The organism is Actinoallomurus oryzae (genome assembly GCF_039541955.1).
Taxonomy (GTDB): domain Bacteria; phylum Actinomycetota; class Actinomycetes; order Streptosporangiales; family Streptosporangiaceae; genus Actinoallomurus; species Actinoallomurus oryzae.
Map to the genome: position 1 here is coordinate 476227 of NZ_BAABHF010000010.1, position 25809 is coordinate 502035.

25 protein-coding genes are annotated in these 25809 nt (G+C 72.3%); 11 read left to right on the plus strand and 14 right to left on the minus strand.

Annotated features, from left to right (window positions below; translation table 11 throughout):
- Positions 1–17: 17 nt before the first annotated feature.
- Positions 18–1490 carry an NCS2 family permease gene (locus ABEA10_RS07185; protein WP_329243563.1) on the minus strand — a complete coding sequence of 491 codons (1473 nt, stop codon included), beginning with the start codon at positions 1488–1490 and terminating at the stop codon, positions 18–20.
- 140 nt (positions 1491–1630) lie between these two features.
- On the opposite strand from ABEA10_RS07185, the gene ABEA10_RS07190 reads away from it, so the two are divergent.
- Both ABEA10_RS07190 and ABEA10_RS07195 read left to right on the plus strand, forming a co-directional pair.
- On the plus strand, positions 1631–1885 hold the full coding sequence (locus ABEA10_RS07190) for a DUF2530 domain-containing protein (protein ID WP_345458942.1): 255 nt from the start codon (positions 1631–1633) through the stop codon (positions 1883–1885).
- A gap of 109 nt (positions 1886–1994) precedes the next feature.
- Positions 1995–2534: a hypothetical protein gene (locus ABEA10_RS07195; protein WP_345458944.1), complete on the plus strand. Its 540-nt coding sequence runs from the start codon at positions 1995–1997 to the stop codon at positions 2532–2534.
- A gap of 36 nt (positions 2535–2570) precedes the next feature.
- Here ABEA10_RS07195 and ABEA10_RS07200 read toward each other — a convergent pair whose 3' ends face one another.
- The gene (locus ABEA10_RS07200; protein WP_345458946.1) at positions 2571–5606 is read right to left on the minus strand and encodes a sacsin N-terminal ATP-binding-like domain-containing protein; all 3036 of its coding nucleotides are present in this window, start codon (positions 5604–5606) and stop codon (positions 2571–2573) included.
- A 92-nt stretch (positions 5607–5698) separates the two neighbouring features.
- On the minus strand, positions 5699–6523 hold the full coding sequence (locus ABEA10_RS07205) for a DUF3027 domain-containing protein (RefSeq protein WP_345458948.1): 825 nt from the start codon (positions 6521–6523) through the stop codon (positions 5699–5701).
- Positions 6524–6582: 59 nt separating this feature from the next.
- Between ABEA10_RS07205 and ABEA10_RS07210 the strand changes: the two genes are divergently transcribed.
- A complete protein-coding gene (locus ABEA10_RS07210) occupies positions 6583–7974 on the plus strand; it encodes an MFS transporter (RefSeq protein WP_345458950.1) in 1392 nt (463 codons plus the stop codon).
- A 77-nt stretch (positions 7975–8051) separates the two neighbouring features.
- Here ABEA10_RS07210 and ABEA10_RS07215 read toward each other — a convergent pair whose 3' ends face one another.
- Together ABEA10_RS07215 and ABEA10_RS07220 are read right to left on the minus strand one after the other, a co-directional pair.
- Positions 8052–8438, minus strand: coding sequence for a cold-shock protein (locus tag ABEA10_RS07215; RefSeq protein WP_329243577.1), 387 nt, complete (start codon positions 8436–8438; stop codon positions 8052–8054).
- Positions 8439–8483: 45 nt separating this feature from the next.
- Complete coding sequence (locus tag ABEA10_RS07220; protein ID WP_345458953.1) at positions 8484–9107, minus strand: HAD family hydrolase; 624 nt, start codon at positions 9105–9107, stop codon at positions 8484–8486.
- 464 nt (positions 9108–9571) lie between these two features.
- On the opposite strand from ABEA10_RS07220, the gene ABEA10_RS07225 reads away from it, so the two are divergent.
- On the plus strand, positions 9572–9796 hold the full coding sequence (locus tag ABEA10_RS07225) for a hypothetical protein (RefSeq protein ID WP_345458955.1): 225 nt from the start codon (positions 9572–9574) through the stop codon (positions 9794–9796).
- A 17-nt stretch (positions 9797–9813) separates the two neighbouring features.
- Here ABEA10_RS07225 and ABEA10_RS07230 read toward each other — a convergent pair whose 3' ends face one another.
- The 3 genes from ABEA10_RS07230 to ABEA10_RS07240 all read right to left on the minus strand — a co-directional run bounded on the left by ABEA10_RS07230 (position 9814) and on the right by ABEA10_RS07240 (position 12798).
- On the minus strand, positions 9814–10797 hold the full coding sequence (locus ABEA10_RS07230) for a quinone oxidoreductase family protein (protein ID WP_345458957.1): 984 nt from the start codon (positions 10795–10797) through the stop codon (positions 9814–9816).
- Between the two features lie 43 nt (positions 10798–10840).
- Positions 10841–11707, minus strand: coding sequence for a helix-turn-helix transcriptional regulator (locus tag ABEA10_RS07235; RefSeq protein ID WP_345458959.1), 867 nt, complete (start codon positions 11705–11707; stop codon positions 10841–10843).
- A 110-nt stretch (positions 11708–11817) separates the two neighbouring features.
- Entirely contained in the window at positions 11818–12798 is a 981-nt protein-coding gene (locus ABEA10_RS07240) for a phosphotriesterase family protein (protein WP_345458961.1), read from the minus strand.
- A gap of 98 nt (positions 12799–12896) precedes the next feature.
- Between ABEA10_RS07240 and ABEA10_RS07245 the strand changes: the two genes are divergently transcribed.
- Positions 12897–13514, plus strand: coding sequence for a CGNR zinc finger domain-containing protein (locus tag ABEA10_RS07245; protein WP_345458963.1), 618 nt, complete (start codon positions 12897–12899; stop codon positions 13512–13514).
- A 137-nt stretch (positions 13515–13651) separates the two neighbouring features.
- On the opposite strand, the gene ABEA10_RS07250 is transcribed toward ABEA10_RS07245, so the two are convergent.
- Positions 13652–15295 carry an AMP-binding protein gene (locus ABEA10_RS07250; RefSeq protein WP_345458965.1) on the minus strand — a complete coding sequence of 548 codons (1644 nt, stop codon included), beginning with the start codon at positions 15293–15295 and terminating at the stop codon, positions 13652–13654.
- Positions 15296–15421: 126 nt separating this feature from the next.
- On the opposite strand from ABEA10_RS07250, the gene ABEA10_RS07255 reads away from it, so the two are divergent.
- The 4 genes from ABEA10_RS07255 to ABEA10_RS07270 all read left to right on the plus strand — a co-directional run bounded on the left by ABEA10_RS07255 (position 15422) and on the right by ABEA10_RS07270 (position 20724).
- Positions 15422–16036, plus strand: a complete 615-nt coding sequence (locus tag ABEA10_RS07255) for a TetR/AcrR family transcriptional regulator (protein ID WP_345458967.1) — start codon at positions 15422–15424, stop codon at positions 16034–16036.
- A 73-nt stretch (positions 16037–16109) separates the two neighbouring features.
- Entirely contained in the window at positions 16110–18446 is a 2337-nt protein-coding gene (locus ABEA10_RS07260; protein WP_345458969.1) for a helicase-associated domain-containing protein, read from the plus strand.
- A 72-nt stretch (positions 18447–18518) separates the two neighbouring features.
- Positions 18519–18998, plus strand: a complete 480-nt coding sequence (locus tag ABEA10_RS07265) for a hypothetical protein (RefSeq protein ID WP_345458971.1) — start codon at positions 18519–18521, stop codon at positions 18996–18998.
- 73 nt (positions 18999–19071) lie between these two features.
- On the plus strand, positions 19072–20724 hold the full coding sequence (locus tag ABEA10_RS07270) for a DNA repair helicase XPB (protein ID WP_345458973.1): 1653 nt from the start codon (positions 19072–19074) through the stop codon (positions 20722–20724).
- On the opposite strand, the gene ABEA10_RS07275 is transcribed toward ABEA10_RS07270, so the two are convergent.
- The 4 genes from ABEA10_RS07275 to ABEA10_RS07290 form a co-directional block, all read right to left on the minus strand.
- Positions 20676–21107 carry a hypothetical protein gene (locus ABEA10_RS07275; protein WP_345458975.1) on the minus strand — a complete coding sequence of 144 codons (432 nt, stop codon included), beginning with the start codon at positions 21105–21107 and terminating at the stop codon, positions 20676–20678. The two genes, ABEA10_RS07270 and ABEA10_RS07275, sit on opposite strands and share 49 nt — an antisense overlap.
- Entirely contained in the window at positions 21100–21627 is a 528-nt protein-coding gene (locus tag ABEA10_RS07280; protein WP_345458977.1) for a SigE family RNA polymerase sigma factor, read from the minus strand. Before ABEA10_RS07280 ends, ABEA10_RS07275 begins: the two co-directional genes overlap by 8 nt.
- Positions 21628–21644: 17 nt before the next feature.
- Positions 21645–22055 (minus strand): hypothetical protein, encoded by a 411-nt coding sequence (locus ABEA10_RS07285; protein WP_345458979.1) that lies wholly within the window; start codon positions 22053–22055, stop codon positions 21645–21647.
- Between the two features lie 96 nt (positions 22056–22151).
- Positions 22152–23339: an FAD-dependent oxidoreductase gene (locus ABEA10_RS07290; RefSeq protein WP_345458981.1), complete on the minus strand. Its 1188-nt coding sequence runs from the start codon at positions 23337–23339 to the stop codon at positions 22152–22154.
- Positions 23340–23447: 108 nt separating this feature from the next.
- On the opposite strand from ABEA10_RS07290, the gene ABEA10_RS07295 reads away from it, so the two are divergent.
- Positions 23448–24134 carry a TetR/AcrR family transcriptional regulator C-terminal domain-containing protein gene (locus ABEA10_RS07295; RefSeq protein WP_329243625.1) on the plus strand — a complete coding sequence of 229 codons (687 nt, stop codon included), beginning with the start codon at positions 23448–23450 and terminating at the stop codon, positions 24132–24134.
- Between the two features lie 117 nt (positions 24135–24251).
- Positions 24252–25031 (plus strand): ArsR/SmtB family transcription factor, encoded by a 780-nt coding sequence (locus ABEA10_RS07300; RefSeq protein WP_345458985.1) that lies wholly within the window; start codon positions 24252–24254, stop codon positions 25029–25031.
- A gap of 18 nt (positions 25032–25049) precedes the next feature.
- Here the strand turns inward: ABEA10_RS07300 and ABEA10_RS07305 are convergent, their stop codons facing one another.
- Positions 25050–25652 carry a hypothetical protein gene (locus ABEA10_RS07305; protein WP_329243632.1) on the minus strand — a complete coding sequence of 201 codons (603 nt, stop codon included), beginning with the start codon at positions 25650–25652 and terminating at the stop codon, positions 25050–25052.
- Positions 25653–25809 lie beyond the last annotated feature (157 nt).

Consider the following 25809-nt stretch of genomic DNA (forward strand, 5'->3'; position numbering starts at 1 on the left):
GCGGCGGCGGCTCCGGCTCAGCTCACGCCGAGGATCGCCTTGATGGGCACGATGGCGTAGTAGGCCACGAACAGGGCCGCCACCAGCCACAGCAGCGGGTGCACCTCGCGGGCCCGACCGCGGACGGTCTTGATGACGACGTACGAGATGAAGCCGGCGCCCATTCCGTTCGTGATGGAGTACGTGAACGGCATGATGACCATGGTCAGGAAGGCCGGAATGGCGATCTCGTAGTCGGAGAAGTCGATGCGCCGGATCTGGCTCATCATCAGGAAGCCGACCACGACCAGCGCCGGGGTCGCCGCCTCGAACGGCACGATCTGCACGATCGGCGCCAGGAACATCGCCACCAGGAACAGCACCCCGGTGACCACGTTCGCCAGGCCCGTACGGGCGCCCTCGCCGACGCCGGCCGCCGACTCCACGTAGCCGGTCGCCGACGACACCGACCCGGCGCCGCCCGCCACCGCCGCGAGGCCGTCCACGAACAGGATGGTCCCGATGTTCGGCGGCGCGCCGCGTTCGTCGAGCAGCCCGGCCTCGCTGCCGATTCCGACGACCGTACCCATGGCGTCGAAGAAGTCGGCCAGCACCAGGGTGAACGCGAACAGGATCGCGGCCAGCACGCCGACGCGGGCGAACGCCCCGTACAGGGTGAAGTGGCCGACCAGCGACAGGTCCGGCGTGCCGGCGATGTGGTGGATGCCGGGCAGCTTCGGAACGTTCAGGCTCCAGCCCTTGGGGTTGACCACGCCCGGCTTGACGACGGTCGGGCCGGCGTGGGCCAGGGCCTCGACGATGATCGCCAGGATCGTCGTGCCGATGATGCCGATGAGGATGGCGCCCTTGACCCGCCGGGCGACGAGCACCGCGGTGACGAGCAGGCCGAGCACGAACACCAGCGCCGGCCAGCTCTGCAGGTTGTTGGAGATGCCCAGCTGCACCGGGACGGTCGTGTTCGCCTCGTTCGGCACGCGGCGGACGAAGCCGCCGTCCACGAAGCCGATCAGCGCGATGAACAGCCCGATGCCCACGCCGATGGCCGCCTTCAGCCCCTCCGGCACCGCCCGGAAGATCGCCGTGCGGAAGCCGGTGAGCACCAGGATGGCGATGACGATGCCCTCGACCACCACGAGGCCCATCGCCTCGGGCCAGGTCATCGCCGGGGCCAGCGTCGCGGCGACGAAGGCGTTCAGGCCGAGCCCGGTCGCGATCGCCAGCGGGAACCGCCCCGCCACGCCCATGAGGATCGTCATCACACCCGCCACGAGCGCGGTGGCGGCCGCGACCTTGGGGATGCCGAGCACCGCACCGGTCTTGTCCGGCACGGTCCCGATGATCAACGGATTCAGCACGACGATGTACGCCATGGTGAAGAACGTCGCCAGACCACCACGGATCTCCCGACCGACGGTGGAGCCGCGTTCGGTGATCTTGAAATATCGATCCAGGCCGTTCCGCGGCTCGGCGGCCACTGTCGTCGTCGTCACGTCCTTCTCTCTCCTAGTCCAGGGCCCCGAGTCGAAAAATGACGTACGCAGAGTGACAGACCAGACAATGCGGACGGAAGACCTTCGCGACGTGATCTGCGGCTCTGCCCCTGATACCGGGCGGCCGATACGCTGATCTCATGACGCGGCAACCGGACCCGCCCCCGATGGAGACCAACGAAGTCGTCGTCTCGGCCATCGGGGCGGCGGCCTTCGCGGTGGCGTTCGTGATCCTGCTGATCGTGCCGCTGGCGCCGGACCACCACTGGTGGCGCTGGGTCTGCCTCGTCGGCTTCCTCATGGGAGTGTTCGGCTGCTGGTACATCCCGCGCCTGCAGCGCAGCCGCGCCGCGGCGGCCGAACGCCACGCCGCCAAGCGCGCCGCGGACTCCTAGGGCCGCGCGCGACAGGGCTCCGCGTCGGCCCGCAGGGTGGGCAGGGCGTCCGTGTGGGAATCTACGGCCGTGCGGATCAGCGGCGCGGCGACGTCCACGGGAGCGGGGAATGGCGATCGGACAGCAGTTCGTCAAAGGCGGCTTGGGCGTGCTCGAATGCACGCGGCAACTCTTCAGATCGCCCGAGGCATCTCTGGAGATTCTCGAACGCGGTGGCAAACCGCGCCTCCGCGTGGGAGTCGTCGGCTACAGCGGCCAGCGGTTCGATGAGGACGAGGCGCGACGGCTCCTGAGGAAGGCCTACGCGGCCGTCAGGAAGGATCACCCGGACCACGATCTGACGGTGATATCCGGGCTGACGAAAATGGGAATTCCCAAGCTCGCTTATGAAGAGGCCGGGGAGCACTGGCTCGCCGAGGCGGTGGACAGCGGGCGGGCCGTCGACTTCGCATGGTCCACCGTCGACAGGGTCCGCATCGTCGGCGACAACTGGGGAGACGAGAGCGACACGTTCGTACGCGGCATCGACGTGCTCGTCCGTGTAGGAGGCGGGGCACAGAGCCGCGCGGAGACCCTGGCGGTCAAGCGGCTGGGCAAGCCGGTGTACGAGCACGAACTGCCGGCATCGCAGGCGTCCGCCGACTCGTGAGGTCGGCGCCGTAACGCGGCCACGGCCGTCCCACCGTCATAGCTCGGCCTCGGCCAGCAGGGTGGGCAGGGCGTCCGGGTCGCGCAGCGCCGCCTCGGCGAGCAGGCGGTCGCTCCAGCGGCCGCACGCCCACGCCGTGCCCCTCGCCAGGCCCGCCGGGTCGCTCGCGTGGACCGTGCCCGCGTCGTACCACCACGGCACCGCGACACCGTCGACCACGAGCTTCTCGTGGCACACGTACGTCTCGGGCGCCTCCGGCAGGACCGCGCGCAGGACGTCCGGCACCGGCCGGGGAGTGCCCGCCGACTCGATCGAGCCCGGCACCTCCTCGCTCCCCAGGGCCAGCTCCAGCGCGTCGGCGACCTCGACCGGCACGAACAGCAGCGGCTGCCCCGTCAGCAGCGGCAGCAGGTCGGGCCGGTCCACGACGATCACGTCTCCCGCCGGCACCACCTCCGGCTCGCCGTCCACGAACGCGCGGACCTCCGCCGGCGCCGGCACGTCCAGATCGGCCGCGCACAGGGCGCGCCACAGGTCGCGCAGCCGCTCACGCGAGACCGTACGCGCGGGGTCGGCCAGCCGGTCGAGCAGTTCGGCCGCGCCGTCCGGCTCGTCGAGCAGCGCGGAGAGCGTCGTCCGGACGCCGAGCGCCCGCAGCAGTTCCGGGTCCAGGCCCGGCGGCGCCAGGTCGTACAGGTCCTCCAGATCGCCCGGCAGGCACAGCTCGCCGGGCCGCCGCCCGTCCAGGACCGGATGCCGCCGCAGCCACCACGCGGTGTACGACGGGACCGTGGAGGTCCGCCCGTCCGCGAGGATCACGCGTGCGGGTTCGGTGACCGCGGCGCGCAGCGGCGGCTCCGCCAGCAGCGCGAACGCCCCCGGCCAGTCGGCCACGAACTCCAGGTCGCGCACCGCGGTGAACTCGGGCACCACGAAGCCCTCCCCGAGCTCGTCCGCCCACTCCTCCTCACCGTCGAGGTCGTGCTCGGGCTCGATGACGTCCTCGTCGCGGACGAGCGCGAAGGTGCGCAGCACGCCCGTGGCCTCGAGCGTCTCGGCGCCGTGGCGTTGGACCAGGCCGGCGTCCACGACGCCGAACGGCGCGTCCTCGGCCACCACGCCGGCCAGCGGGGCGCCGGGCAGCAGAAGCTCCCCGGCCGGGTACGGCTCGCCGTCCTCGCCCGGCAGCGCCAGCTCCGCCAGCCACGGTTCCTCCCCGGGCCGCAGGTGGGAACGGGCGACGAGCGTCAGGACGGCGGTCCAGATCGGCTCGGGGTCCTCCTCGTCGTACGAGGCGGCCACCGCCGCGCGGGTCGCGGGGTCGGTGAGGACGGCGCGCGGCCCGGCCTCCACCGCGCCGAGCCGGAGCAGCAGCGGGTGCGCGGCGTCCGGGTGGACGATCCGCAGGCCGAGCGCGTCGAGCCCGTCCGGGTCCGTGACGAGCAGCCCGCGCGGGCCGCGCACCGTACGGCCGTCGGCGAGCGGCACCGGCAGCCCGGTCAGCGCCTCGCGGTCGGCGCCCTCCAGCGCGGCGTACAGCCGCCGCCACCACGCGGGGTCGCCGGATCCGGCGTCCACCCCGACGAGCGCGTCGACCACGTCGGCGACGCTCAGGCGCCGTACGCCGAGCGCGGCGAGCGCCGGATGCCGCGCCGGCCAGTCGGCGGGCAGCAGGCCGGGCACGACCTCGGCGAGGACGTCCGGCAGCGCGGCGGGGCCGTCCACGACGGCCGTGTCCCGGCCGCGGACGAGGACGGCCTCCTCCTCCAGGCCGAAGGCGAGCTCGGCGGGGTCGTCGCCGACGATGTGGCCGCCCTCGGACGGCCGTGCGGGCACGGGCAGCAGCGGGGTGTCCGGCAGTCGCGCGAGGACGGCACGGCGGAGCCGCGCGTCCAGCTCACCCTTGGCGACCGGCCCGGGGACGAGGTCGAGCAGCCGGGGCGTCGGCGGCAGCAGCACCGGATAGATCTCGGCCGCGCGTTCGACCAGGAAGTCGGTGAGCGGACCGGGCGCGACGTGCCGCCGGTCCGGCGCGAGCGGGAAGCTCGCGAGCAGCAGCGCGGGCAGGCCGAGCGGTTCGTCGCTGGGCGTCGGGGCGTGGATCACGGCCGGGACCCCTGCGGGGAGCTCGCCGTCGGGCACGGCCCAGCGAATCTGCCAGCCGGCCCGCTCCTCCACGGGCCGGTCGGCGAGCAGGGCCGCGTCGGCGGTGCCGCGCGCCTCCGCTGTGTGCCAGGTACGCCCGTCGATGGTCACCGTGCCGGTCGTCACGCCGCGCCGTTCCCCGCCCGGGTGCCAGGTCGCGGTGAGCGTACGGGGCTCCCCGGCGTCGATGACGACCTCGGCGAGGGCGGGCAGGGCGAGCAGGAGCGCGGGCCCGGCCTCGTCGAGCAGCCGCCGTACGAGGGTCTCGGCGGCGGCGTCACGCAGCGGAAGCCGCACAACGGTGTCGTAGCCCTCCGGCAGGCTCGTCGCGTCAACCCCGGGCGGGTCCGCACCGTCGCCCTCGCGCGGGCCCGCGCCCGCGCCCTCAAGGAGGCCCGTGCTGTCGGCGGGCCACGGGAGGCGGAGCACCGGCACGTCGCCGCCGCGCCGGTCGAGTTCGTCCTTCAGCTCGGGGACGGCCGCGACCTCGCGGCGCGTGCCGGCCGCCGACCAGGCGACGCCACGGACGGCCCCGTCGAGGCCGCGGGAGATGATCGACGGCTCGTCGCTGACCGCGACGACGGCCGCGAAGCCGACGCCGAAGCGGCCCGCCGACCCGGTCTCGTCGCGCTTGGCCGACGCCCGGAGCGTGCTCAGCGCCTCGACGCCGGCGGCGTCCAGCGGGGCACCGGTGTTCGCGGCCGCCAGCACCCCGTCGCGCAGAGTGAACCGGATCCGCCCGGGAACCCCGGCGCGCAGCGCCGCGTCGGCGGCGTTCTGCGCGAGCTCCACCACCACGCGGTCGCGGTAGCCGCCGCGGGCGTGGTCCTCCTCGGTATTCGCGTCCTCGCGGAAGCGGGCCGGGGACGCCGACCAGGCCGCCAGGACCCGGGCCCGGATCGCGGCGGTGCCGTACGGATCCTCCATCGCGCGCCTTTCACCGCCCGCCGCCCCATGGCGCGGGCGGGTGTCCGCGGCCCGTCTCACGGCCCCGCCGTGAGACGGCCCCGCCCGTGGGCTCAGCTGTGGCCCAGGGCCTCTTCGTCGGTGAGCGACGCGGAGGGCATGACGTCGTAGCCCATCTCGTCCACGATCGGCGGCGCCGACTCGGCCGCGGCCGGCATCACGACGGCCTCCGAGTGCGCGCCGCACCCGTGGTCGAGGGACACGACCTTGCCGTCGTCGGGGGCGTACTCGTTGGCGCACACCCCGAACGCCTGCCGCATCGAGCCCGCCAGCGGCACGAAGAAGCCGCAGGTGGCGCAGTGCGCCGGTGCGGAGCGGGCCATCGGTGTCGCCGGACCGGCGTCGCCGGAGTGCCAGCGGGCCGCGGCCCGGTCGCGCCCCTCGGCGGACAGCACCCGGTGGCGGCCGAGGCCGAGCTCCCAGAACAGCTCCTCGTCGGTCTCGCCCGAGGTGCCCGACACGTCGGTGAACCCGGGCACGAGCCGATCGTCGTCCGCCTGGGTGGGCAGCAGGTCGCCCGGGCCCAGGTCACCGGGGCGCAGCCGGTCGCTCCAGGGCACCCAGGCCGGCGCGAGCATCGCGTCGTCGCCCGGAAGCAGCACGCTCTCGCTCACCGTGACGTTCTTGGCGCGCGCGGCTCGGACGACCGAGACGGCCCAGCGCCACCCACGGTACGCCGGATCCAGGCAGGCGAAATAGTGGGTGACGACCCGGTCGCCTTCGGGTAGCAGACCAAGGTGATCACCGACGTACTCCGGAACCGAGGTCTCCGCGGCCGCGGCGCGGGCCAGGTCGACGGCTGCTGCCGCAGCCGCGTCGACCACGGGTGTACGGCTTCGCCTCGCGGCGGCCGGGCTGCTGGAACGCACTGGACTCACATAAACGATTGTCGCCCATACAGGGGCATGGGTTTGCCCCGAAGAGGCAGACTTACGTCATGAGTTTGCGGTCACGGGCGGGAGGCGCCGGACGGGCGGTGCGCACGATGACCCGGAGCATCGGGCGTACGACACGCCGCGCCACCCACGCCGGCGGCGCCGGCCGGACGGGGCTGGGCAACCTGATCGAGCTGGGCGCGGTCAACAGCGCCGGCGACGCTCTGATCGCGGTGGCCCTCGCGGGCACCATGTTCTTCAACCTCGACGTCAAGCAGGCACAAGGCCAGGTGGCGCTGTATCTCCTGGTCACGATGGCCCCGTTCGCCCTGGTCGCGCCGCTCATCGGGCCCGCGCTCGACCACATGCGTCACGCGCGGCGCATCGCCATCGCCGGCACGATGCTCGCCCGCGGCCTGTTGTGCTGGGGCATGGCCGGAGCCGTCCTGCACAAGGACCCGCTGACCCTGCTCCCGGCCGCGTTCGGCGCGCTGGTGCTGTCCAAGGCCTTCGGCGTCTCCCGGAGCGCCGTGACGCCGCGCGTGCTGCCCGAAGATCTCAATCTGGTCACGGCCAACGCCCGCGCGTCCTTCTGCGGCCTCGTCGCCGCGTCGATCACCGCGCCGCTCGGCGCCGGGCTGGTCGCGATCACCAACGCGGGCTGGGCGCTGCGCATCGCCACGGTCGTGTTCCTCGCCGGGGCGGTCCTCGGCATCCGGCTGCCCTCCCACGTCGACACCCCCGAGGCCGAGCCCGCCCCCGACGCGGAGGACGCTCCCGCCCAGGCCGGTGCGGACACGGCCGGCCGCTGGCGCACGCTGCTGCGCGTCGGCCCGGTCGTCGGCGAGGCGATACGCGCCAACGCCGCGCTGCGGGCGCTGTCGGGCTTCCTGATCCTGTACCTGGCGTTCCTGCTGCGCACCAAGGAGTTCGTGCACCCGGTCTCGCCCAACATCGCGCTCGGCATGCTGGCCGCCTCCGCCGGGGCCGGCGGGCTCGTGGGCACGGCCATGGGCGCGCTGCTCAAGGCGCGCGCGCCGGTGGGCATCGTGTTCAGCACGCTCGCGTTCGCGACGGTGACGGCCGCGGTGTGCGCGGTGTTCTTCGGCCTCGTGGCGGCGCTCGTGGTCGCGTTCGTGGGCGCGCTCGGCCAGTCGCTCGGCAAGCTCGGCCTCGACGCGATCGTCCAGCGCGAGATCGGCGAGGAGGTCCGTTCCTCCACGTTCGCCGTGTCGGAGACGATCCATCAGCTCGTGTGGGTGCTCGGCGGCCTGGCCGGCCTGGGCATGTCGATCATCGCCTCGAACGGCCACCTCGCCCTGGCGATCGTCGCCGCCGCCCTGGCCGCCACGCTGGTCATGCTCATCTACCGGCGGGCGGCCCGCCGCAGCGCGCGCCGCCACGGAGGCGACCGTACGGAGGGCGAGCCGACCGTGGCCGACACCGCGGCCTGAGCGCGCCACCGGTCACCGCGCAGGCGGGGAACCCGCCCCGACCCGCGCAGGGACCGCGGTGCGCCGGCGCCGGGAGGTCAGTGCTGGTCGAAGTCGTCGGCGACCGCGCGCAGCACCTCGCCGATCTTCCTGGCCATCTTGCTGTCGGGGTGCTTGCCCCGGCGGTAGGTGGTGGAGACGCCCTCGAGCAGCTTGATGAGGTCCTCGACGAGGATGACCATCTCGTCGGGCTTCTTGCGCTTGGACTTGACGACCGAGGGCGGCGCGTCGATCGTGCGTACGCTCAGTGCCTGCTGGCCCTTGCGGCCCTCGACGACGCCGAACTCCACGCGCTGACCGGGCTTGAGCGAGTCGGTCCCCGCGGGCAGGGCGGAGGAATGCACGAAGACCTCACCGCCGTCGTCACGGGTGAGAAAGCCGAACCCCTTGTCGGCGTTGTACCACTTGACCTTGCCACTGGGCACAGGTGACCTCGTTGCTAGCTCTTGTCCGGACAGGCCATATCAAGGTTATTGCCTCGACGAGGGGCCTGGGTTGATCAGTTCGGTCAAAGTCTCCGGGAAAACCCGCAAATCGGGCAACACGATATCGGCTCCGTACGCCAGAAGCGCCTCCGCGTCGTACGGGCCGGTGGCGACGGCCACGCTGCGCGCTCCGGCCGCCCGGGCGGCGTCGACGTCGGCGACGTGATCGCCCACGTACGCGGTGGCACCGAAACGGCTCAGTGCCGTCCCCTTGGCGGCACTGAACAGTCCCCCCGCCACCTCGTCGACCTTCAGGCCGAGGACCCGTACGGTCTCCTCGGCGTGCACCTGGTTCTTGGCGGTGACGACGATGACGCGCCCGCCGCACGCCTTTACCGCGTCGACGGCCTCGGCGGCGCCGGGCATGGTGACCGTCGCGGGCACGGCGATCTCGCCGTAGAAGCCTCGGTAGATCGTGGCCATCTCGTCCACGCGCTCGGCGGGGAACCAGTTCGCCAGCTCCATCTCCAGCGGTGGTCCGAGCCGGGACACGACGGCGGCGGTGTCGATCGGAACGCCGGTGCGCTCGGAGAGTGCGACAAAGGCGGCGGCGATACCCTTCCGGGTGTCGGCGAGAGTCAGGTCCAGGTCGAAGCCCACGGAGATCACGGCCCCCAGGGTACGTACGGCCCCGGGGACCGCGTGCCCGCGCCCTCCCGGCAGTGGCGATGCGACGGGATCCGAGTGGGAGGGCGCGGAGTCTGCGCGAAATCTGGATCTATGGATTTCGTCACCGGCGGAACTCGCATTAGAACGAGCCCGAAACAACGGTTAACGCGATGCGGATATACCCAGTGCCGATCATCCAAACCACGTCACCGGCAGATCGCTCCCCCGAGTAGGAAATGCATATGACGAAAAGGCAGGAAGAATCAGAAAAGACGACTAAGGCGGACAATGCGGAGTCCGGCGGCGCCGGGAGATCGGATCCGGCGGCCCGGACGGAGCCCGCCACCACCACGCATCGAGGGCCGGGGCACCGCTCACGCGACGGCGAATCCCTGCGTACGGGCGTGCGTCGCGCGTCCGGCACGGCGGCCGACCTCGTCCGAATCCTCGCAATGATCATTTGCGTGCTTCTCGCCCTGCACATCGCGTTCGTGGTTTTCTCCGCGAATCGCGACAACTCGATCGTCCGAACGGTGAACGACTGGGCGGACTGGTTCGCGTGGCGATTCCGCGACATGTTCGTGCCCAAGGACGAACGTGTAGGGGTCCTCGTCAACTACGGAATCGCGGCCGTCGTGTACCTCATCGTGGGCCGCGTGGCGGCGGGCCTCATCCGCCGCATCCGCTGAGCGAGGCCGGACGCGGATCAGGGCGTCGCGACCTGGAGCGCCAGCTTGCCGGTGGTCGCCCCCGACTCGATGCGGCGGTGTGCCTCGGCCGCCCTTTCCAGCGGCAGCGCCTCGACCCGCACCCGCAGGGTCCCCTTCGCGGCGGCCTCCACCGCGCGGCGCAGCGCCCGGCCCGCCTCCTCGGGGAAGGCCGCGGAGAACGCCGCCAGGTTGAACCCGGAGACGGTCTTGTTGGCGAACCACAGTTCGTTGGCCGGGACGCCGACGTCCTCGGCGCCCGACGCGTTGCCCATCACCACCAGGCGTCCCATGGGCGCCAGCCGTTCCAGGCTCGCACGGCGAGCCGGGCCGCCGACCATGTCGACCACGATGTCGAACTCTCCGGCGTCGGCGAGCCGGTCGCGGAGGATCACCTCGTCGTAGCCGAAGCTCCTGGCGGTCTCGATCTTGGCCTGGCCGCCGACCGTGCCCACCACACGGCCCGCGCCCAGCAGGCGGGCGGCCTGGCCCAGTTGGCTGCCCACGCCGCCGGCCGCGGCGTGGACCAGGACGCTCTCTCCGGGCTCGATACGCGCCACCCGATCGAGCACGAGGAAGGCGGTGGTGCTGTTCGACGGCAGCGCCGCGGCGACGGCCGGCTCGAGGTCCAGGCCGTCCAGCGGAGCGACCAGGGCGGCGGAGGTGACCACCACCTCGGCGTAGCCGCCGCCGTCGACGATCGTCAGCGCGGCCACCGGCTGACCGGCCGCCAGGTCCTCGACGCCGGGGCCGACGGCGCGGATCCGGCCCGCGACCTCGATCCCCGGCACGAAGGGAAGCGGCACGTCCACCACGCCGCGCCGGTAGAGGATCTCGGCGAAGTTCGCGCCGGCGTACGCCACGTCGATGGAGACCTCGCCCGGGCCGGGCTCGGGGATCGCCACCTCGTCGACGCGGAGCACCTCGGCTCCGCCGAACTCCGGAATGGTCACTGCCTTCATCCGCCTGTCGCTGCTGCTCATGGCACGATCCTGCGGTCGCGGGGGCGGACTCGGCAGTGTTCGCTCATCCTGGGTGTGTCACCACCAGGCTGCGCTCGCGCATCAGCTTCTCCAGCCGCTGGAGGGTGTCGGTGCCCGGCCGGGGATTGTGCAGGATCAGGTGGTGCCCGGGATGCTCGGGCAGCGGCAGCAGCGTGGCATCGAAGATCAGCGTCCCGGCCTCAGGATGATCGACGGCCTTCACCGCGCTGGTGTGCTCGGCCACGTCGTGGCGCACCCACAGGTCGGCGAACTCCGGGCTGACCGCGGTCAGGTCGGCGGCGATGCGGTCGAACTCCCGATCGTCCGGGTAGCGCGCCGCGTCGGCCCGGAAGGCGGCGGCCACGTCGGGCGCGGTCTCGGTCCAGTGCCGGTGCAGCACGCGGTAGCGGGCGTTGGTGAAGAAGGAGACCAGGCAGTTGTGGTCGCTCTCGCCGTAGCCGAACACCGCGCGCGCCGCGTCGTTGACCGCGGTGAAGTTCCAGTGACGGTCGCGGACATAGCCGGGACGCGGCAGCCAGGACTCCAGCAGCCGCAGCACCTCGGGCGAGGCGGGAACGGAGGCCGTGGAGGAGACCTGCGGCGGGTTGAGCCCCGCCAGCAGGTACAGGTGGGCACGCTCGGCGGCGTCGAGCAGCAGCGCCCGGGCGATCGCGTCGAGGACCTCCTCGGACACCTTGATGTCGCGCCCCTGTTCGAGCCAGGTGTACCAGGACACCCCGACTCCGGCCAGCACCGCGACCTCCTCGCGCCGCAGGCCCGGTGTGCGCCGCCGTCCGCCGTCCGGCATACCGACGTCGGCGGGCGAGACCCGCGCCCGTCGGCTGCGCAGGAACTCCCGCAACTCGGCGCGGCGGCGGTCGCGGGGCAGGGGGGATTGAGCACCGGCCATGGGCTCAACTCTAAGAGCCACACGGACGGGGCGCGCGTGGCGAGCCGCGCGGTAACGCCGGCCCTGTCCACGCGGGCTCCGGGCGACGCCGCCGCGCGGAACCCGTCCGGTCATGGCCGCCACCGTGCCGCGAAGGCGCGGGCCGGGTTCCGGATGAAGATCGCGTCGGCCAGAGCGGCGCCGAGTTCCCGTTCGATCCGCGGGCGCAGGCCGGCGAGCAGGAACGGCATGCCGGGGCCGTCGGCTCCCGACCGGGCCGCCGCGGTGACCGTGTCGGCACCGAGCAGGATCTGGGCGGCGTGACCGGCGTCGGCCAGGCTCTCGATGCCGTCCAGCAGGCGCCAGTCGGTGGCGTGGTGCGCGCGGGACGGACCGTCGAAGGCCAGGAACGCGCCCGCCTCGGCGACCGCCCGGTGCATCCTCGTATCCGGGAATCGGTGCAGGTGTCCGAGGATGACGCGCCGCGGAGAGACCCCGTGCGTCCCGCACAGCAGGTCGAGGACGTCCATGGCGGCGGTTCCGGCCTCCAGGTGGACACCGATGGGCGCGTCGGTGGCGTGATGCGCCTCGGCGGCCGCGGCCATGACGTGCCGGGCGTGGTCGTCGAGACGGTGATAGGCACCCGCGACCTTGATCAGTCCGGCCTTCACGCGAGCGCCGGTCAGTTCGTGGACGAACAGCTCGGCCAGGTCGTCACGGACGCCGGCCCGCTCATCGCGGGCGTAGTGCCTGGCCTGGTGCATTCCGGTGGCGCCGACGAGATGGACCCCGGACCGCCGGGACAGGCCGGGCAGCTCCTCGGTTCGGGGGCCCATCCCCCACGGTGTCCACTGCACCACGGTCTTCCCGCCGAGCGCGGCGAAGGCGTTCAGCTCGGCGAGCGCGGCCCCGGCGTCGTCCAGCTCCTGGCCGGGCAGGGCCGGCGAGCGGATGAACAGGTGGTCGTGGGCGTCGCAGACGCCGAGTTCGTCCGGCGCGACGTCGCCGAGCACCGTACGGACCAGCGCACCGGCCTCGTCCCGGCGGACGTCCGGCGGGCGGCATCCCTCCGCACGCTCCGGTCGGGCCCCCGCCGGCAGTGCCTGCCCCATCGCCGTCCCCCGTTCCTCGGCCGCCTTCTCCGTAACGCCTCATCCGTTACACCGATCGACGCTAGCAGATGTAACGGGCAAGGCGTTACAGTGGCCGCATGGCCGGAGAAGACCAGCTCGCCTTCCGCTTCGACTGCGGTGCCACCTGGCTGAACCTGCTCGCCACCACGGGCCGCAGGTTCAGCGCGAAGCCGGTCGAACGGCTGGCCACTCCCGACCGGCTCGCGGAGTGGCTGGAACGCTGCGAGCTGTCCCCGGTCCGGCGGCCCGGCCAAGGCGACCTCGAGCAGGCCCGGGAACTGCGGGAGACCCTGCGTGCGCTGGCGCTGGCCACCGTCGACCGCCGGCCGCCGCCCGCGGACGCCGTCGCGGACCTGACCGCGTTCCTCGCCGAGCATGACGATCCGATCCGGCTGACCACGGACGACCGGCTACGCCGCGAGCCTCCGGCGACGGCGGCGCGGGCCCTCGCCCGGATCGCCCGTCAGGCGGTGGACCAGCTCACCGGCGCCGACCGGCTGGCGCTGAAGAGCTGCCCGGAGCACGACTGCCGGGGCGTCTTCCTCGATCCGCCGGGACGCCGCCGCTGGTGCCCGTCACCGGCGTGCGCGAGCCGGGGCCGGGTCCGCGCCCACCGCGCCCGCCGCGCCGCCGAGAACGGCGATCCGACGCCGGGGCGCGAGAGCGGTACGGTCACCGGACCGGGACGTTCTTGACCCAGGGGTCAGCACGGTGACCTGCTTCGCCCCGGCCGGAATCGGCGGGAAGTACACGCGCACCGGCGTGCGTACGTCGGGCTGAACACGGACCGACGGCGCGATTCCGGGGTGCGTGCGGTCCTCGGTGCGCCGGCTCAGGCGGTCTCGGTGTTCGCGACGTCCGTCAGGCCCAGCTCCTCGATCGACGTCTTGCGCATCTTGAACTTCTGGATCTTCCCGGTGACCGTCATCGGGAAGCCGTCGGCGAACCGGACGTACCGGGGGATCTTGTGGTGGGCGAGCTTTCCCCGGCAAAAGTCCCGTACGTCCTCCGCCGTCAGCACGGAGCCCGGCCGTGTCTTCACCCAGGCGCACAGCTCTTCGCCGTACTTGGCGTCCGGGACGCCGATGACCTGCACGTCCTCGATGTCCGGGTGGCCGTACAGGAACTCCTCGATCTCCCGCGGATACAGGTTCTCCCCGCCGCGGATCACCATGTCCTTGATCCGGCCGACGATGTTGACGTAGCCGGCCTCGTCCATCGTCGCGAGGTCGCCGGTGTGCATCCAGCGGGCGGCGTCGATGACCTCGGCGGTCCGTTCGGGGTCCTCCCAGTATCCGAGCATCACCGAGTACCCACGGGTGCACAGCTCCCCCGGCGTGCCGCGCGGCACGGTCAGCCCCGTCGCCGGGTCGACGATCTTCACCTCGGTGTGCGGGTGCACGCGGCCGACGGTGGAGACCCGGCGGTCCAGCTCCTCGTCGTACCGGGTCTGGGCGGACACCGGCGACGTCTCGGTCATGCCGTAGCAGATCGTCACCTCGCGCATGTGCATCTCGGCGACGACGCGCCTCATGACCTCCACCGGGCAGGGCGAGCCCGCCATGATGCCGGTGCGCAGGGACGTCAGGTCGTAGGAGGAGAACTCCGGCAGCGCCAGTTCGGCGATGAACATCGTCGGCACGCCGTACAGCGAGGTGCAGCGCTCGGCCTGCACGGCGTCCAGCGTCGCCTTCGGGTCGAAGACGGGCGCCGGGATGACGATGCACGCGCCGTGCGTGGTGATCGCCAGGTTGCCGAGGACCATGCCGAAGCAGTGGTAGAACGGCACCGGCACGCAGACCCGGTCGATCTCCGTGTAACGGCACAGCTCGCCGATGAAGAAGCCGTTGTTGAGGATGTTGTGGTGCGACAGCGTCGCACCCTTGGGAAAGCCGGTGGTGCCCGAGGTGTACTGGATGTTGATGGGGTCGTCGGGCGACAGGGCCGCCATCCGGGAGTCGAGCCGCTCGGGGTCCAGCGCGGCGCCCGCGATCGACAGCGCCTCCCACTCCTCCGTGCCGAGGTAGATCACCCGCTCCAGCGCCGGCAGGCCGGAGCGCACCTCCTCGACCATGCCCCGGTAGTCGCTCGTCTTGTAAGAAACAGCGCTGACCAGGAGCTTCACGCCCGACTGCCGGAGCGCGTAGGTCAGCTCGTGGGTGCGGTAGGCCGGGTTGACGTTGACCAGGATGGCGCCGATCTCCGCGGTGGCGTACTGCAGCAGCACCCACTCGGGGTTGTTCGGCGACCAGATGCCGACGCGGTCGCCCTTGTCGATCCCGGCGGCGATCAGGCCCCGGGCGAGAGTGGCGACCTCCTCGTCGAACTCCTGGTACGTCCAGCGGCGGCCGCTCGGCACATCGACGAGAGCATCGCGGTGGGGAAGGACGGACGCCACGTGCCGTAGGTTCTGCCCGATGGTCTGGCCGAGCAGCGGAAGGTCGGAAGTGCCGTGACTGTATGAGGGACGGGACATGGACCCACCTCCTCGTGTATTTCACCGCATCTGCCCGCTCACCACCAGAGCGCGGAAGAGGCCCGTGCGGCTCACCGATGTCAGTAAGTGCTTTCATGGCCTACGCTTTCCGGGGAGGAGCACATAATGCAGAGATCCACGCGTGAGCGGATCGTTTCCGAGGCGCTCCGGCTGTTCGCCGAACGCGGCTACGCCGCGACGTCCGTCGCCGAGATCGAGGCCGCCTCGGGCCTGTCCCCGGGCGCCGGTGGTCTCTACCGCCACTTCCGCTCCAAGGAGGAGGTCCTCGCGGCCGCGGTGCGCGAGCACATCACCCGCACCTCCAAGCAGGTCTCCGCGACCTTCCAGCACGCCGACGACGTACGCGCCCGGCCGCTGATCGACCGGCTGCGGCTGGCCGCGACGCTCGGCATGGCCAAGATGCGCGAGGAGGCCGACCTCATCCGGGTGCTCTTCCGCGACCTCGACAAGTTCCCCAACCTCATCACCGAGATGAGAGAGGGCATCGTCAACCCGCTCTACGACATGATCGGCAAGTGGCTGGCCGGCCAGCCGGAAATGGCCGGCGTCGAGGCCGACTGGGACGCCATCGGCCTGGCGCTCGGCGGCTCCATCGTCAACTACTGGCTCGCGAGCGACGCCCTGCACGAGCCTCCCCAGCGCGTCGACGAAGAACGCTTCATCAACGGCTGGGCCGCCCTCGCCCTCGGCCTCGCCGGCCAGCCCGCCCGGGCCGTCTGACCACGGCGCGGAAGCCCCGCGGAAACCGACGCTACGGCGCGCGTGGGTCCGGACCCGGATTACCGTTGTGGGAGTGAGCACGGAGACCTATGCCGACTGGCTGCGGGCGCGCGACGACGAGGAGTTGCGCGCGCTGTTCGCGTGCCGTCCCGAGCTGATCACTCCGGTGCCCGCGGACATCACGGCGCTGTCCTCCCGCGCCTCGGCCCCCTCCGCCCTCTCCCGCGCCCTCGACCGCCTCGACCGGTTCGCGCTGAGCGTTTTCGAGGCCCTGCTCGTGCTGCCCTCCCCCACGACCTACGACGACCTGGCCGCCGCCGTCGGCGCGGACGTACGCCCCGCGCTCGGCCGGCTGCGCTCGCTCGCCCTCGTGTGGGGCGACGACGGCGAGTTGCGGGCCGCGCCCGGCGCCCGTGGCGCGGTGCCGCATCCGGCCGGCCTCGGCCCGCCCGCCAAAGAGGCGTTCGCCTCCTACCCGTCCGACCGCATGACCGCGCTGCTCGACGACCTCGGCCTCGACTCGGTACGGGCGATCTGCGAGCGGATCGGCGCCCTGGTCGAGGACGCCGGCCCCGAGGCGCGCGCCGCGCTCGACCGGCTCGCCTGGGGCCCGCCGATCGGCAAGGTCGACGGCGCCCGCCGTCCCGTCACGCTCGCCACCGCGAACTCCCCGATCGAGCGGCTCCTCGCCCGCGGGCTGCTCGCCGCCACCGATGACCGTACGGTGACGCTCCCCCGCGAGGTCGGCCTCTTTCTCCGCGGCGGCCGGGTCTTCCGCGAGCCGGCGACCGCCCCGCCGCCGCTCGGCGGCAGCGTGCGCGAGCGGAAGCTGGTGGACAGCACCGCGGGCGGCCAGGCCTTCACCACCGTACGCACCCTCGAGGACCTGCTCGAACGCTGGGGTGTCGACCCACCGGGCGTGCTGCGCACCGGCGGGCTCGGCATCCGCGACCTGCGGGCCACCGCCGCGCACCTGGACCTGCCGGAGTGGACGACGGCGCTGCTGATCGAGGTCGCGTACGCCTCCGGGCTGCTCGCGCGCAGCGGCGACTACGACGGCTCCGGGGTGGGCGGACGCGGCGGCGACGCCGTGTGGCTGCCAACGCCGGCGTACGACCTGTGGCGGCTGCACGACGTCGAGCGCCGCTGGGTCACCGTCGCGGGCGCCTGGCTGCGCATGGACCGCGCCCCCGGCCTCGCGGGCGAACGCGACGAGCGCGACCGCCTGATCAACGCCCTGTCCGAGGAGGCGATCCGGGCCAGCGCGCCGCAGGTGCGGCGCGCGACGCTCGAGGCGCTCGCCGACGCTCCGGTGGGCACGGCGCCGACCGCCGAGGGCGTCTACGCCAACCTCGTCTGGCACCAGCCGCGCCGCGGCGGCGTGCTGCGCGAGCGGCTCGTCGGATGGACGCTCCGCGAGGCGGAGGCCCTGGGCGTGACGGGCTTCCGTGCGCTGGCCGAGCACACGCGGGCGCTGCTCGCCGGCGGCGACGCCGAGGCGGCCCTGCGAGCGGTGCTGCCCACACCCGTCGACCACGTGATGATCCAGGCCGACCTGACCGCCGTCGCCCCCGGGCCGCTGGTGGCCGACCTCGCCCGTGAGCTGGCGCTCGCCGCCGACGTCGAGTCGACCGGCGGGGCCACCGTCTACCGCTTCACCCCCGAGTCCGTGCGCCGCGCGCTCGACGCGGGGCGCGGCGCGTCCGAGCTGATCGAGCTGCTCACGCGGCACTCGACGACCGCCCTGCCGCAGCCGCTGAGCTACCTGATCGAGGATGTCGCCCGCCGGCACGGGCGGCTGCGCGTGGGCATAGCGTCGGCCTACGTCCGCAGCGACGACCCGGCCGTGCTCGAGGAGATCATGGCCGACCGGCGTGCCGAGCAGCTGCGGTTGCACCGGCTCGCCCCGACCGTCCTCGCCTCCCGCGTGCCCCGCTCCGAGCTCCTCGACGGGCTCCGCGTGCTCGGGTACGCCCCGGTCGCCGAGTCGCCCGAGGGCTCAGTCGTGATCACCCGTCTCGACGCCCGGCGCGCCGACACGGCCGGGCACGGCGCGTACGAACCGGCGCACCACTCCGTCCTCGGCTCCGGCCCCGACGGCTCGGTGATCACCGCGGCGGTGCGCGCGCTGCGCGCGGGCGACGAGGCCGCACGCGTCGCGGTCCCGAACGGCTCGCCGCCCCGCTCGCCGGCGGCGGCGATGGTCCAGCGCCTGCGCGAGGCGACCGACCGCGGCGGGCGCGTGTGGATCGGCTACCTCGACCAGCAGGGCCAGGCGTCCAGCCGAATCATCGAGCCCGCGCGCATCGAGGGCGGTTTCCTCACCGCGTACGACGCGACCCGCGCCGCCGTGCACCGGTTCGCGCTGCACCGCATCACCGGGGTCGCCGACGTCGATGGCGCCGGCTGATCCCGCCGGGCGCCGAAACCGGACACCGTTCTCTCGCGTCCTATCAACGGGCCGACACCCAGGAGACTCACCATGACGTGGCAGGACCCACCGGGCCAACCGGACTGGCGCGACGCGTACGGACAGTACGGCCAGGGGCAGAACCCCTACGGTCAGGATCCCTACGGGCAAGATCCGTACGGGCAGAATCCCTACGGCGCGTACGACCCGTACGGCCAGGGCGCGTACGGGCAGGGCGCCTACGGGCAGAGTGCGTACGGGCAGGGCGCGTACGGCCCGTACGGACCCGCCGGCGTGCCGCGCGGCAACGGCATGGCCATCGCCGCGCTCGTGGCCAACATCGTCGCGGCGTTCCTCTGCTGCGCCGGCCTGCTGTGGATCCCGGGTGTGATCACGGCGGCGATCGCGCTGAACAAGAGCGACACCGATCCGGAGTCCTACCGCAAGCTGAGCATCACCTCGTGGGTCTGCTTCGCCGTCAACATCCTCCTGGCCATCGGCGGCCTCATCGCCCTCGCCGTGATCGGTGAGCACTCCGACACCAGTACCTGAGCAATCCGCGCGGGAAGCAGCGCGGGGGCTCCGGCTGTTGGAAACTGTGACCCCCGGCTCCGAAAGGCATCCCGTGACCGACGGCCCGCTCATCGTCCAGTCCGACAAGACCCTGCTGCTCGAGGTCGACCACGAGGCGGCGACCGAGTGCCGTAAGGCGATCGCACCGTTCGCCGAGCTCGAACGCGCACCCGAGCACGTCCACACCTACCGGATCACGCCCCTGGCGCTGTGGAACGCGCGGGCGGCCGGCCACGACGCCGAGCAGGTGATCGACGCGCTGATCAGCTTCGCGCGCTACCCGGTCCCGCACGCCCTTCTGGTGGACATCGCCGACACGATGGGCCGGTACGGCCGGCTGCGGCTGGAGAAGCACCCGACGTACGGGCTGGTCCTCTCCTCCTCCGACCGCGCGGTGCTGGAGGAGGTGCTGCGCGCCAGGAAGCTCCAGTCGATGTTCGGCACGCGGGTGGACGACGACAGCGTGGCGGTGCATCCGAGCGAGCGCGGCACGCTCAAGCAGGCGCTGCTCAAGCTCGGCTGGCCGGCCGAGGACCTCGCCGGCTACGTCGACGGCGAGGCGCACCCGATCTCCCTGGTCGAGGAGGGCTGGGCGCTGCGCGGTTACCAGCGCGAGGCGGCCGACTCCTTCTGGCACGGCGGCTCCGGGGTGGTCGTCCTGCCCTGTGGCGCGGGAAAGACGATCGTCGGCGCGGCGGCGATGGCGCACGCGGCGGCGACCACGCTGATCCTCGTCACCAACACCGTCTCGGCGCACCAGTGGAAGCAGGAGCTGCTCCGCCGCACCTCGCTGACCGAGGAGGAGATCGGCGAGTACACCGGCACCAAGAAGCAGATCCGTCCCGTCACCATCGCGACGTACCAGGTCATGACCACCCGGCGGAAGGGCGCCTACACGCACCTGGAGCTGTTCGACGCCCGCGACTGGGGCCTGATCATGTACGACGAGGTGCACCTGCTGCCGGCGCCGATCTTCCGGATGACCGCCGACCTGCAGACCCGCCGCCGGCTGGGCCTGACCGCCACGCTCGTGCGCGAGGACGGCCGCGAGGGCGACGTGTTCTCCCTCATCGGGCCCAAGCGGTACGACGCTCCGTGGAAGGAGATGGAGGCGCAGGGCTGGATCGCCCCGGCGGACTGCGTCGAGGTGCGCGTGACCCTGACCGACTCCGAGCGGCTCGCGTACGCCACGGCCGAGCAGGAGGACCGCTACCGGTTCTGCGCGACGACGCCGACCAAGTCGTCGGTGGTGCAGGCCCTGGTGGAGCGCCACCGCGGCGAGCAGACCCTGGTCATCGGCCAGTACATCGACCAGCTCGACGAGCTCGGCGAACGCCTGGACGCCCCGGTGATCAAGGGCGAGACGAAGGTCAAGGAGCGCGAGCGGCTGTTCGACGCGTTCCGGTCCGGCGAGATCTCGGTGCTGATCGTCTCGAAGGTGGCCAACTTCTCCATCGACCTGCCCGAGGCGGCCGTCGCCGTCCAGGTGTCGGGGACGTTCGGGTCGCGCCAGGAGGAGGCCCAGCGCCTCGGCCGCGTGCTGCGCCCGAAGGCGTCCGGCAAGGGCGCGCGGTTCTACTCCGTCGTCGCCCGCGACACCCTCGACCAGGACTACGCCGCCCATCGGCAGCGCTTCCTCGCCGAGCAGGGCTACGCCTACCGCATCGTCGACGCCGACGCCGTCCTCGCCGACGAAGAGCTCTGACCGGCGCCGCGCCGGCTCGGGGTCGCCCGGGGTACGGACGGGGCCGTCACCGATCCGCTGGGGCGCGGCGTGGGCGTCCGGCGGACGACGGGCGGCTTCAGCACCGGAGGCGGGACGCTCGGCGTGCTCGATGTCGAGGGACGGCCCGTGGGCGACGGCGGCCCGATCGGCACGGCGGCGCGATGGCGCGGCCACAGCAGGAGCCCGGCCAGCACGACGAGCGCGACCGCGGCCGCGACCGCGAGGGGGCCGAGCCTCGTCCAGGATCCGCGTTCCGGCCGTCCGGCGTTCCGGTACCGGTCGATGAGCCCGGCGTCCGGCTCGATCTCCTCGGCCGCGCGCCGGTAGTGCTCGACGAGCAGGTTCTCAAGGTCGTCATCCATGCCGCGAGCCCTCCTCCGCCAGTTCGCGCCGCAGCGCGGCCATCGCCCGCGCCGTGTGGCTCTTGACCGTGCCGCGGGAGACGCCGAGCGCCTCGGCGATCTCCTGTTCGCTGAGGCCGCACCAGTACCGCAGCACCATCACGGCCCGCTGCTTGACGGGCAGCCGTGCGAGGACGTCGTCCAGCGGCGTCCCGTCCGCCTCGCGTGGCCGCCGTGCCGCGAACCGGTCCACATCCTCCGCGCCACCGACCGGCACGTCCGGCCGTCTCCCGCGACGCTTGCGGTCGTCGATGGCGAGGTTGACCAGCACCGTCCGCGCGTATGCCTCCGGCCGGCCCCCGCGCCGGACCCGGTTCCAGCGCCGCGCGACCCGCTCGTACGTCGTCTGGAGGAGGTCCTCGGCCAGGTGCCGGTCGTAGACGAGGAAGATCGCGGTACGCAGGAGGCGGCCCGCGGAGGCGACCACGAACTCATCGAAGGTGAGCTCGCCGTCGCCTCCGCGTGCCCCTTCACCGCTCACGCCCGACAGCGTGCCACCTAGCCCAGGCCGGGCACGGTCGGCGGCGGGCACGGGCGCACCGAGGGCACCGGGCGCGGCGTCTCGCGCCGGGTGGACGGCGTACGAGAGGGCACCGGCTTACACGGCCGGTGTACGGGCGGCTTGCCCACGACGGGCGGGCGGGGCGAGGGCGTGGCCGCCGGGGGTGCCGTCGGACGGCGCGAGGGTGTGGCCGTCGGCGGGCGGGTGGGCGGCGCGCTCGGCCGGGGAGCGATCGTGGGATCGGACGGCCGAGCGCTCGGAGCCGCGACGCGCACGTCGGCCACCGGCGACGACTCGTGGCCGGAGCCGCCCGCCAGGGCGGTACCGCCAACCCACACTCCCGCGAGCACGGCGGCCGCCGCCCCCGTCAGCACCATCACGCTCCGGCGGCGTCTGCGGTCGGTCATCGGTTGTTTCCTTTCGTCGTCCCTACACCCCCATCAACCCCTCCCTCCCGTCGATCGGTTGTCATGGTCTTCCGGATTTCCGCAGTGCGGGCGGCCCTAGGCGGGGAGAGGGTCCTGGCCGAGCATGCGGTGGCCGTTGGCGGCGGACGTGCGCACCGCGGCGAAGCCGTAGTCGATCATCTCTGCCTCATAGGCGGCCAGTGCCGGGATGAGCGGCTCGCCGTGCGCGACCTTGCCGAGCGCGGTGGTGAGGTTGGCGGCGTCGCGCAGGGCGGTGTTGGCGCCGACGCCCGCGGCCGGGCTCATCGCGTGGATCGCGTCGCCGAGCAGGGTGACGTTGGTGGTGGCCCACGGGTCGATCGGCACGCTGGTGCGCAGCGTCAGCGGGAAGACCGTGTCGGGCTGCCAGTGCTCGATGATCCGGCGGACGCGGGGATGCCAGTCTCTGATCATTCGCAGGGTCATCTCCCGCAGCTGCTCGCCGGACATGGCGTACAGCTCCTCGTCCGCTGCGGGCAGGAATTCGGGTCGTGAGCCGAACGAACACGTCATGTAGTCGGTGGTGTCGGTCAGCCGTACGCCGGGGGCCAGCCGGGCGGTGGCCCGCGCCACCGGCTCGGGGTACTGCACCGGCGCGACCCCGACGTAATTCTTGTTCGGACCGATGATCGGGGTGAACACGGCGTGCATGTCCGGGAGGAACAGCTCCCGGGTCCGGTCGTCCAGCGGCACCTTGCCGTAAAGCTGACGTAGCCCGGTGTCGACCACGCGGGCGTGCGGCAGGTACTGGCGGCGCACCGGCGAGTTCACGCCGTCGGCCGCCACGAGGACGTCGCCGGTCGCCCGGGTGCCGTCGGAGAAGTACGCGGTGACGCGGCCGTCGGCCGCCGAGCCGTAGCGGGTGAGCCGCTTGCCGAAGGCGACGGAGTCCCGCACGCCGCTGAGCAGGATCTGCCGCAACGTCAACCGGTTGACCGCCAGGTGCACGCCGTCGTCGGCCGGTTCGAGCACGGTCAGCCTGGTGAGCTGGTCGTCGAACACCGGTGTGCGGGTCCTCGGCACACCGGCCGTGGCGCGGAACAGCCGGTGCAGTTCGGCGGGCAGGACCTGGGCCAGGGCCTGGTCGCCCTGCCCGTCGATGTGGATGCGGTAGCCCTGGGGGCGCGAGGTGAGGGACCGGTCGCCTTCGTAGACGGCGAAGCTCACCCCCGATCGCCGGAGTCCCTGCGCCAGGCACAGGCCGCCCAGCCCGGCGCCAACGATGACCACGTGCGGATACGGCATGGATGCCAACTCTCCATCTCCCTAGCAATGCAAGGTGGAGACTAGCAGCGGTAGGGACTCCCTCGCACTGCTAGATTGTCGGAAGGCGAAACGGCAGGGGAGACACGGATGACACCGCACGAGCTCGGCTTTCCGACCCCGGCGGAGGAGGCCGATCCCCGGCTTGACCGCGCGCGGATCGCCCAGACCGCCTTGAAGCTGCTCGACGAGCAGGGGTACGACGCGTTCAGCATGCGCAAGCTGGCCGTCGCCCTCGACATCAAGTCCCCGTCGCTGTACTGGCACGTCCGCAGCAAGGACGAGCTCTTCGAGCTGCTGATCGACACCGTCATCGGCCTGTGTCCGCTGGCCGACGACGACGGCCGCGACTGGGCCGATCGGCTGGTCGGCATCGGACTGGAGCTGCGCCAGGTCCTCCTGGCCCACCCCGCGGTGGTCCGGCTGCTTCCCGGCCGGATTCCGTTCGGCCCGGGCGGGCTGCGGCTGGCCGACCATGTCATCGGCGTCCTCCGCCGGGCCGGCTTCGACAACCGCCTCTCCGGCTACGGCTACCTGCTGTTGATGTTCTACGTCGTCGGTTTCGCCGCCCAGGAGGTCGCCTTCGGCAAGGGCGCCGCCAACCAGGCGCGACTGACGCAGATCAACGAGTTCCTCCGCGACCTGCCCGCCGATCGCTACCCCGATCTGGTGGCCGTGGCCGACGAGCTCACCGGCCGCCCCGGCCTCACCCACCGGTTCGAGCTCGGCCTCACCGGCATCTTCAAGGAGCTGGCTTCGGCGCGGGACGCACGCTGAGCCGGTCCGGCGGGCGGGTCGTACAGCTCCGTACGGTGTCCCGGGATTGACACGCAACCTTCGGGTTGCCTAAATTCTTATGCAACCGGAAGGTTGCCTTTTGTTCGAGGGATGGGGATGGACGCGGTCTTCAAGGCGCTCGCCGACACCACACGCCGGCGGCTGCTCGACAGCCTCAACGCGCGCAGCGGACAGAGCCTGCGTGAGCTGTGCACCGAGTCGGGCATGACCCGCCAGGCCGTCACCAAGCACCTCGGAGTGCTGGAGGCCGCCGGCCTCGTGACGACCGTCCGGCACGGCCGGGAGAAGCTGCACTACCTCAACGCCGCGCCCATCAACGAGATCGCCGAACGCTGGATCAACCGGTACGACCGCGAGCGGGTGCGCGCGCTCGCCGACCTGAAGACCTCACTGGAGGACCGCCTGATGAGCAAGCCCGAGTTCGTCTACGTCACCTACATCAGGACCACGCCCGACCAGCTCTGGCAGGCGCTCACCGATCCGGTGTTCACCAAGCGCTACTGGGGCGTCGAGTTCGGCACGGACTGGTCGGCGGGCGCGCCGATGACCTGGCGGGAAGGCGGGTTCGAGACGAGCGACCCGGAGCAGGTGGTGCTGGTCAGCGAGCCGTACCGGCGGCTGTCCTACACCTGGCACACCTTCACACCCGAGTGGGCGGAGTACGCCGGTAAGTCCGCGGAGGCCCTGGCCGCGCTGGCCGCCGAGCCCCGGTCCAAGGTCACGTTCGACCTGGAGGAGGCCGGAGCCGCGGTGAAGCTGACGGTGACCCATGACGGCTTCGACCCCGGCAGCGCCGTACTCCCGGACGTGAGCAACGGCTGGCCGCGCGTCATCGCCGGCCTCAAGTCGCTCCTGGAGTCCGGCGAGCCGCTGTGAGGGAGCGACCTCCGGCCTTCAGATGCCCAGGAAGCCGCCCATCCCGCGGTTGGAGGACCGGGTCGTGTCGTAGGCGAGCGGGCAGGCCAGCGTCAGCGTACGGATCGGCTCGGGGAGCTGGAAGTTGAGCTGTAGCACGTAGCGGTCGGCGCCGCTGAACATCTGCGAGATGTAGTCGCCCACGCCCCCGGCCCGCCGGAAGGACGCGATCTGGACGTTCTGCCAGTCGGTCACCTGGGAGCTCATGTGGTCGAAGTAGCCGATCTGGCGCTCGTACGCGTCGAGCATCTCGTAGCCCTGCAGGGCTCGCTTGCGGAGATGGCCGATCAACTGCCCCTGTGGCGTGACGACGTCGATCTTCGGCGTGCCGACGTAGGAGTACGGCTTGTTCACCCAGAAATAGGGCATGCCGTCGGGCCTGGTGACGAGAAGGTCGCGCTTGGCCTGGTCGTTGCGGCGCTGGTTGAGCACGCGCCAGGCCTTCTGGGCTCCGCCCACGCCCTGTTCCGCGACATTGGCGACCGGCTGACCCTGCGGATTCCAGATGGTGTACTTCGCCTCGACCGAGAACATCTCCGGCGGCTGGTCGTAAACGAGCACAGGGGTGTTGAAAAGGTCCACGCGCGAAGTGTACGACCGACGCGGCGGAGCGGGGACAGGATTCGATTCCCCTTGAAACGCATAACGAAAGGGGCGGCCCCAGCACCGAGGGCCGCCCCTGACGTTGTGGGACTTAGAAGTCCATGCCGCCCGCGTCGGGAGCGGCCGGGGCCTTCTC

Coding starts and splice junctions, on each gene's coding strand:
- ABEA10_RS07190 (WP_345458942.1), top strand. CDS start 1,631: ATGACGCGGCAACCGGACCCGCCCCCGATGGAGACCAACGAAGTCGTC.
- ABEA10_RS07195 (WP_345458944.1), top strand. CDS start 1,995: ATGGCGATCGGACAGCAGTTCGTCAAAGGCGGCTTGGGCGTGCTCGAA.
- ABEA10_RS07200 (WP_345458946.1), bottom strand. CDS start 5,606: ATGGAGGATCCGTACGGCACCGCCGCGATCCGGGCCCGGGTCCTGGCG.
- ABEA10_RS07210 (WP_345458950.1), top strand. CDS start 6,583: ATGAGTTTGCGGTCACGGGCGGGAGGCGCCGGACGGGCGGTGCGCACG.
- ABEA10_RS07230 (WP_345458957.1), bottom strand. CDS start 10,797: ATGAGCAGCAGCGACAGGCGGATGAAGGCAGTGACCATTCCGGAGTTC.
- ABEA10_RS07235 (WP_345458959.1), bottom strand. CDS start 11,707: ATGGCCGGTGCTCAATCCCCCCTGCCCCGCGACCGCCGCCGCGCCGAG.
- ABEA10_RS07240 (WP_345458961.1), bottom strand. CDS start 12,798: ATGGGGCAGGCACTGCCGGCGGGGGCCCGACCGGAGCGTGCGGAGGGA.
- ABEA10_RS07245 (WP_345458963.1), top strand. CDS start 12,897: ATGGCCGGAGAAGACCAGCTCGCCTTCCGCTTCGACTGCGGTGCCACC.
- ABEA10_RS07250 (WP_345458965.1), bottom strand. CDS start 15,295: ATGTCCCGTCCCTCATACAGTCACGGCACTTCCGACCTTCCGCTGCTC.
- ABEA10_RS07255 (WP_345458967.1), top strand. CDS start 15,422: ATGCAGAGATCCACGCGTGAGCGGATCGTTTCCGAGGCGCTCCGGCTG.
- ABEA10_RS07265 (WP_345458971.1), top strand. CDS start 18,519: ATGACGTGGCAGGACCCACCGGGCCAACCGGACTGGCGCGACGCGTAC.
- ABEA10_RS07275 (WP_345458975.1), bottom strand. CDS start 21,107: ATGGATGACGACCTTGAGAACCTGCTCGTCGAGCACTACCGGCGCGCG.
- ABEA10_RS07285 (WP_345458979.1), bottom strand. CDS start 22,055: ATGACCGACCGCAGACGCCGCCGGAGCGTGATGGTGCTGACGGGGGCG.
- ABEA10_RS07290 (WP_345458981.1), bottom strand. CDS start 23,339: ATGCCGTATCCGCACGTGGTCATCGTTGGCGCCGGGCTGGGCGGCCTG.
- ABEA10_RS07295 (WP_329243625.1), top strand. CDS start 23,448: ATGACACCGCACGAGCTCGGCTTTCCGACCCCGGCGGAGGAGGCCGAT.
- ABEA10_RS07300 (WP_345458985.1), top strand. CDS start 24,252: ATGGACGCGGTCTTCAAGGCGCTCGCCGACACCACACGCCGGCGGCTG.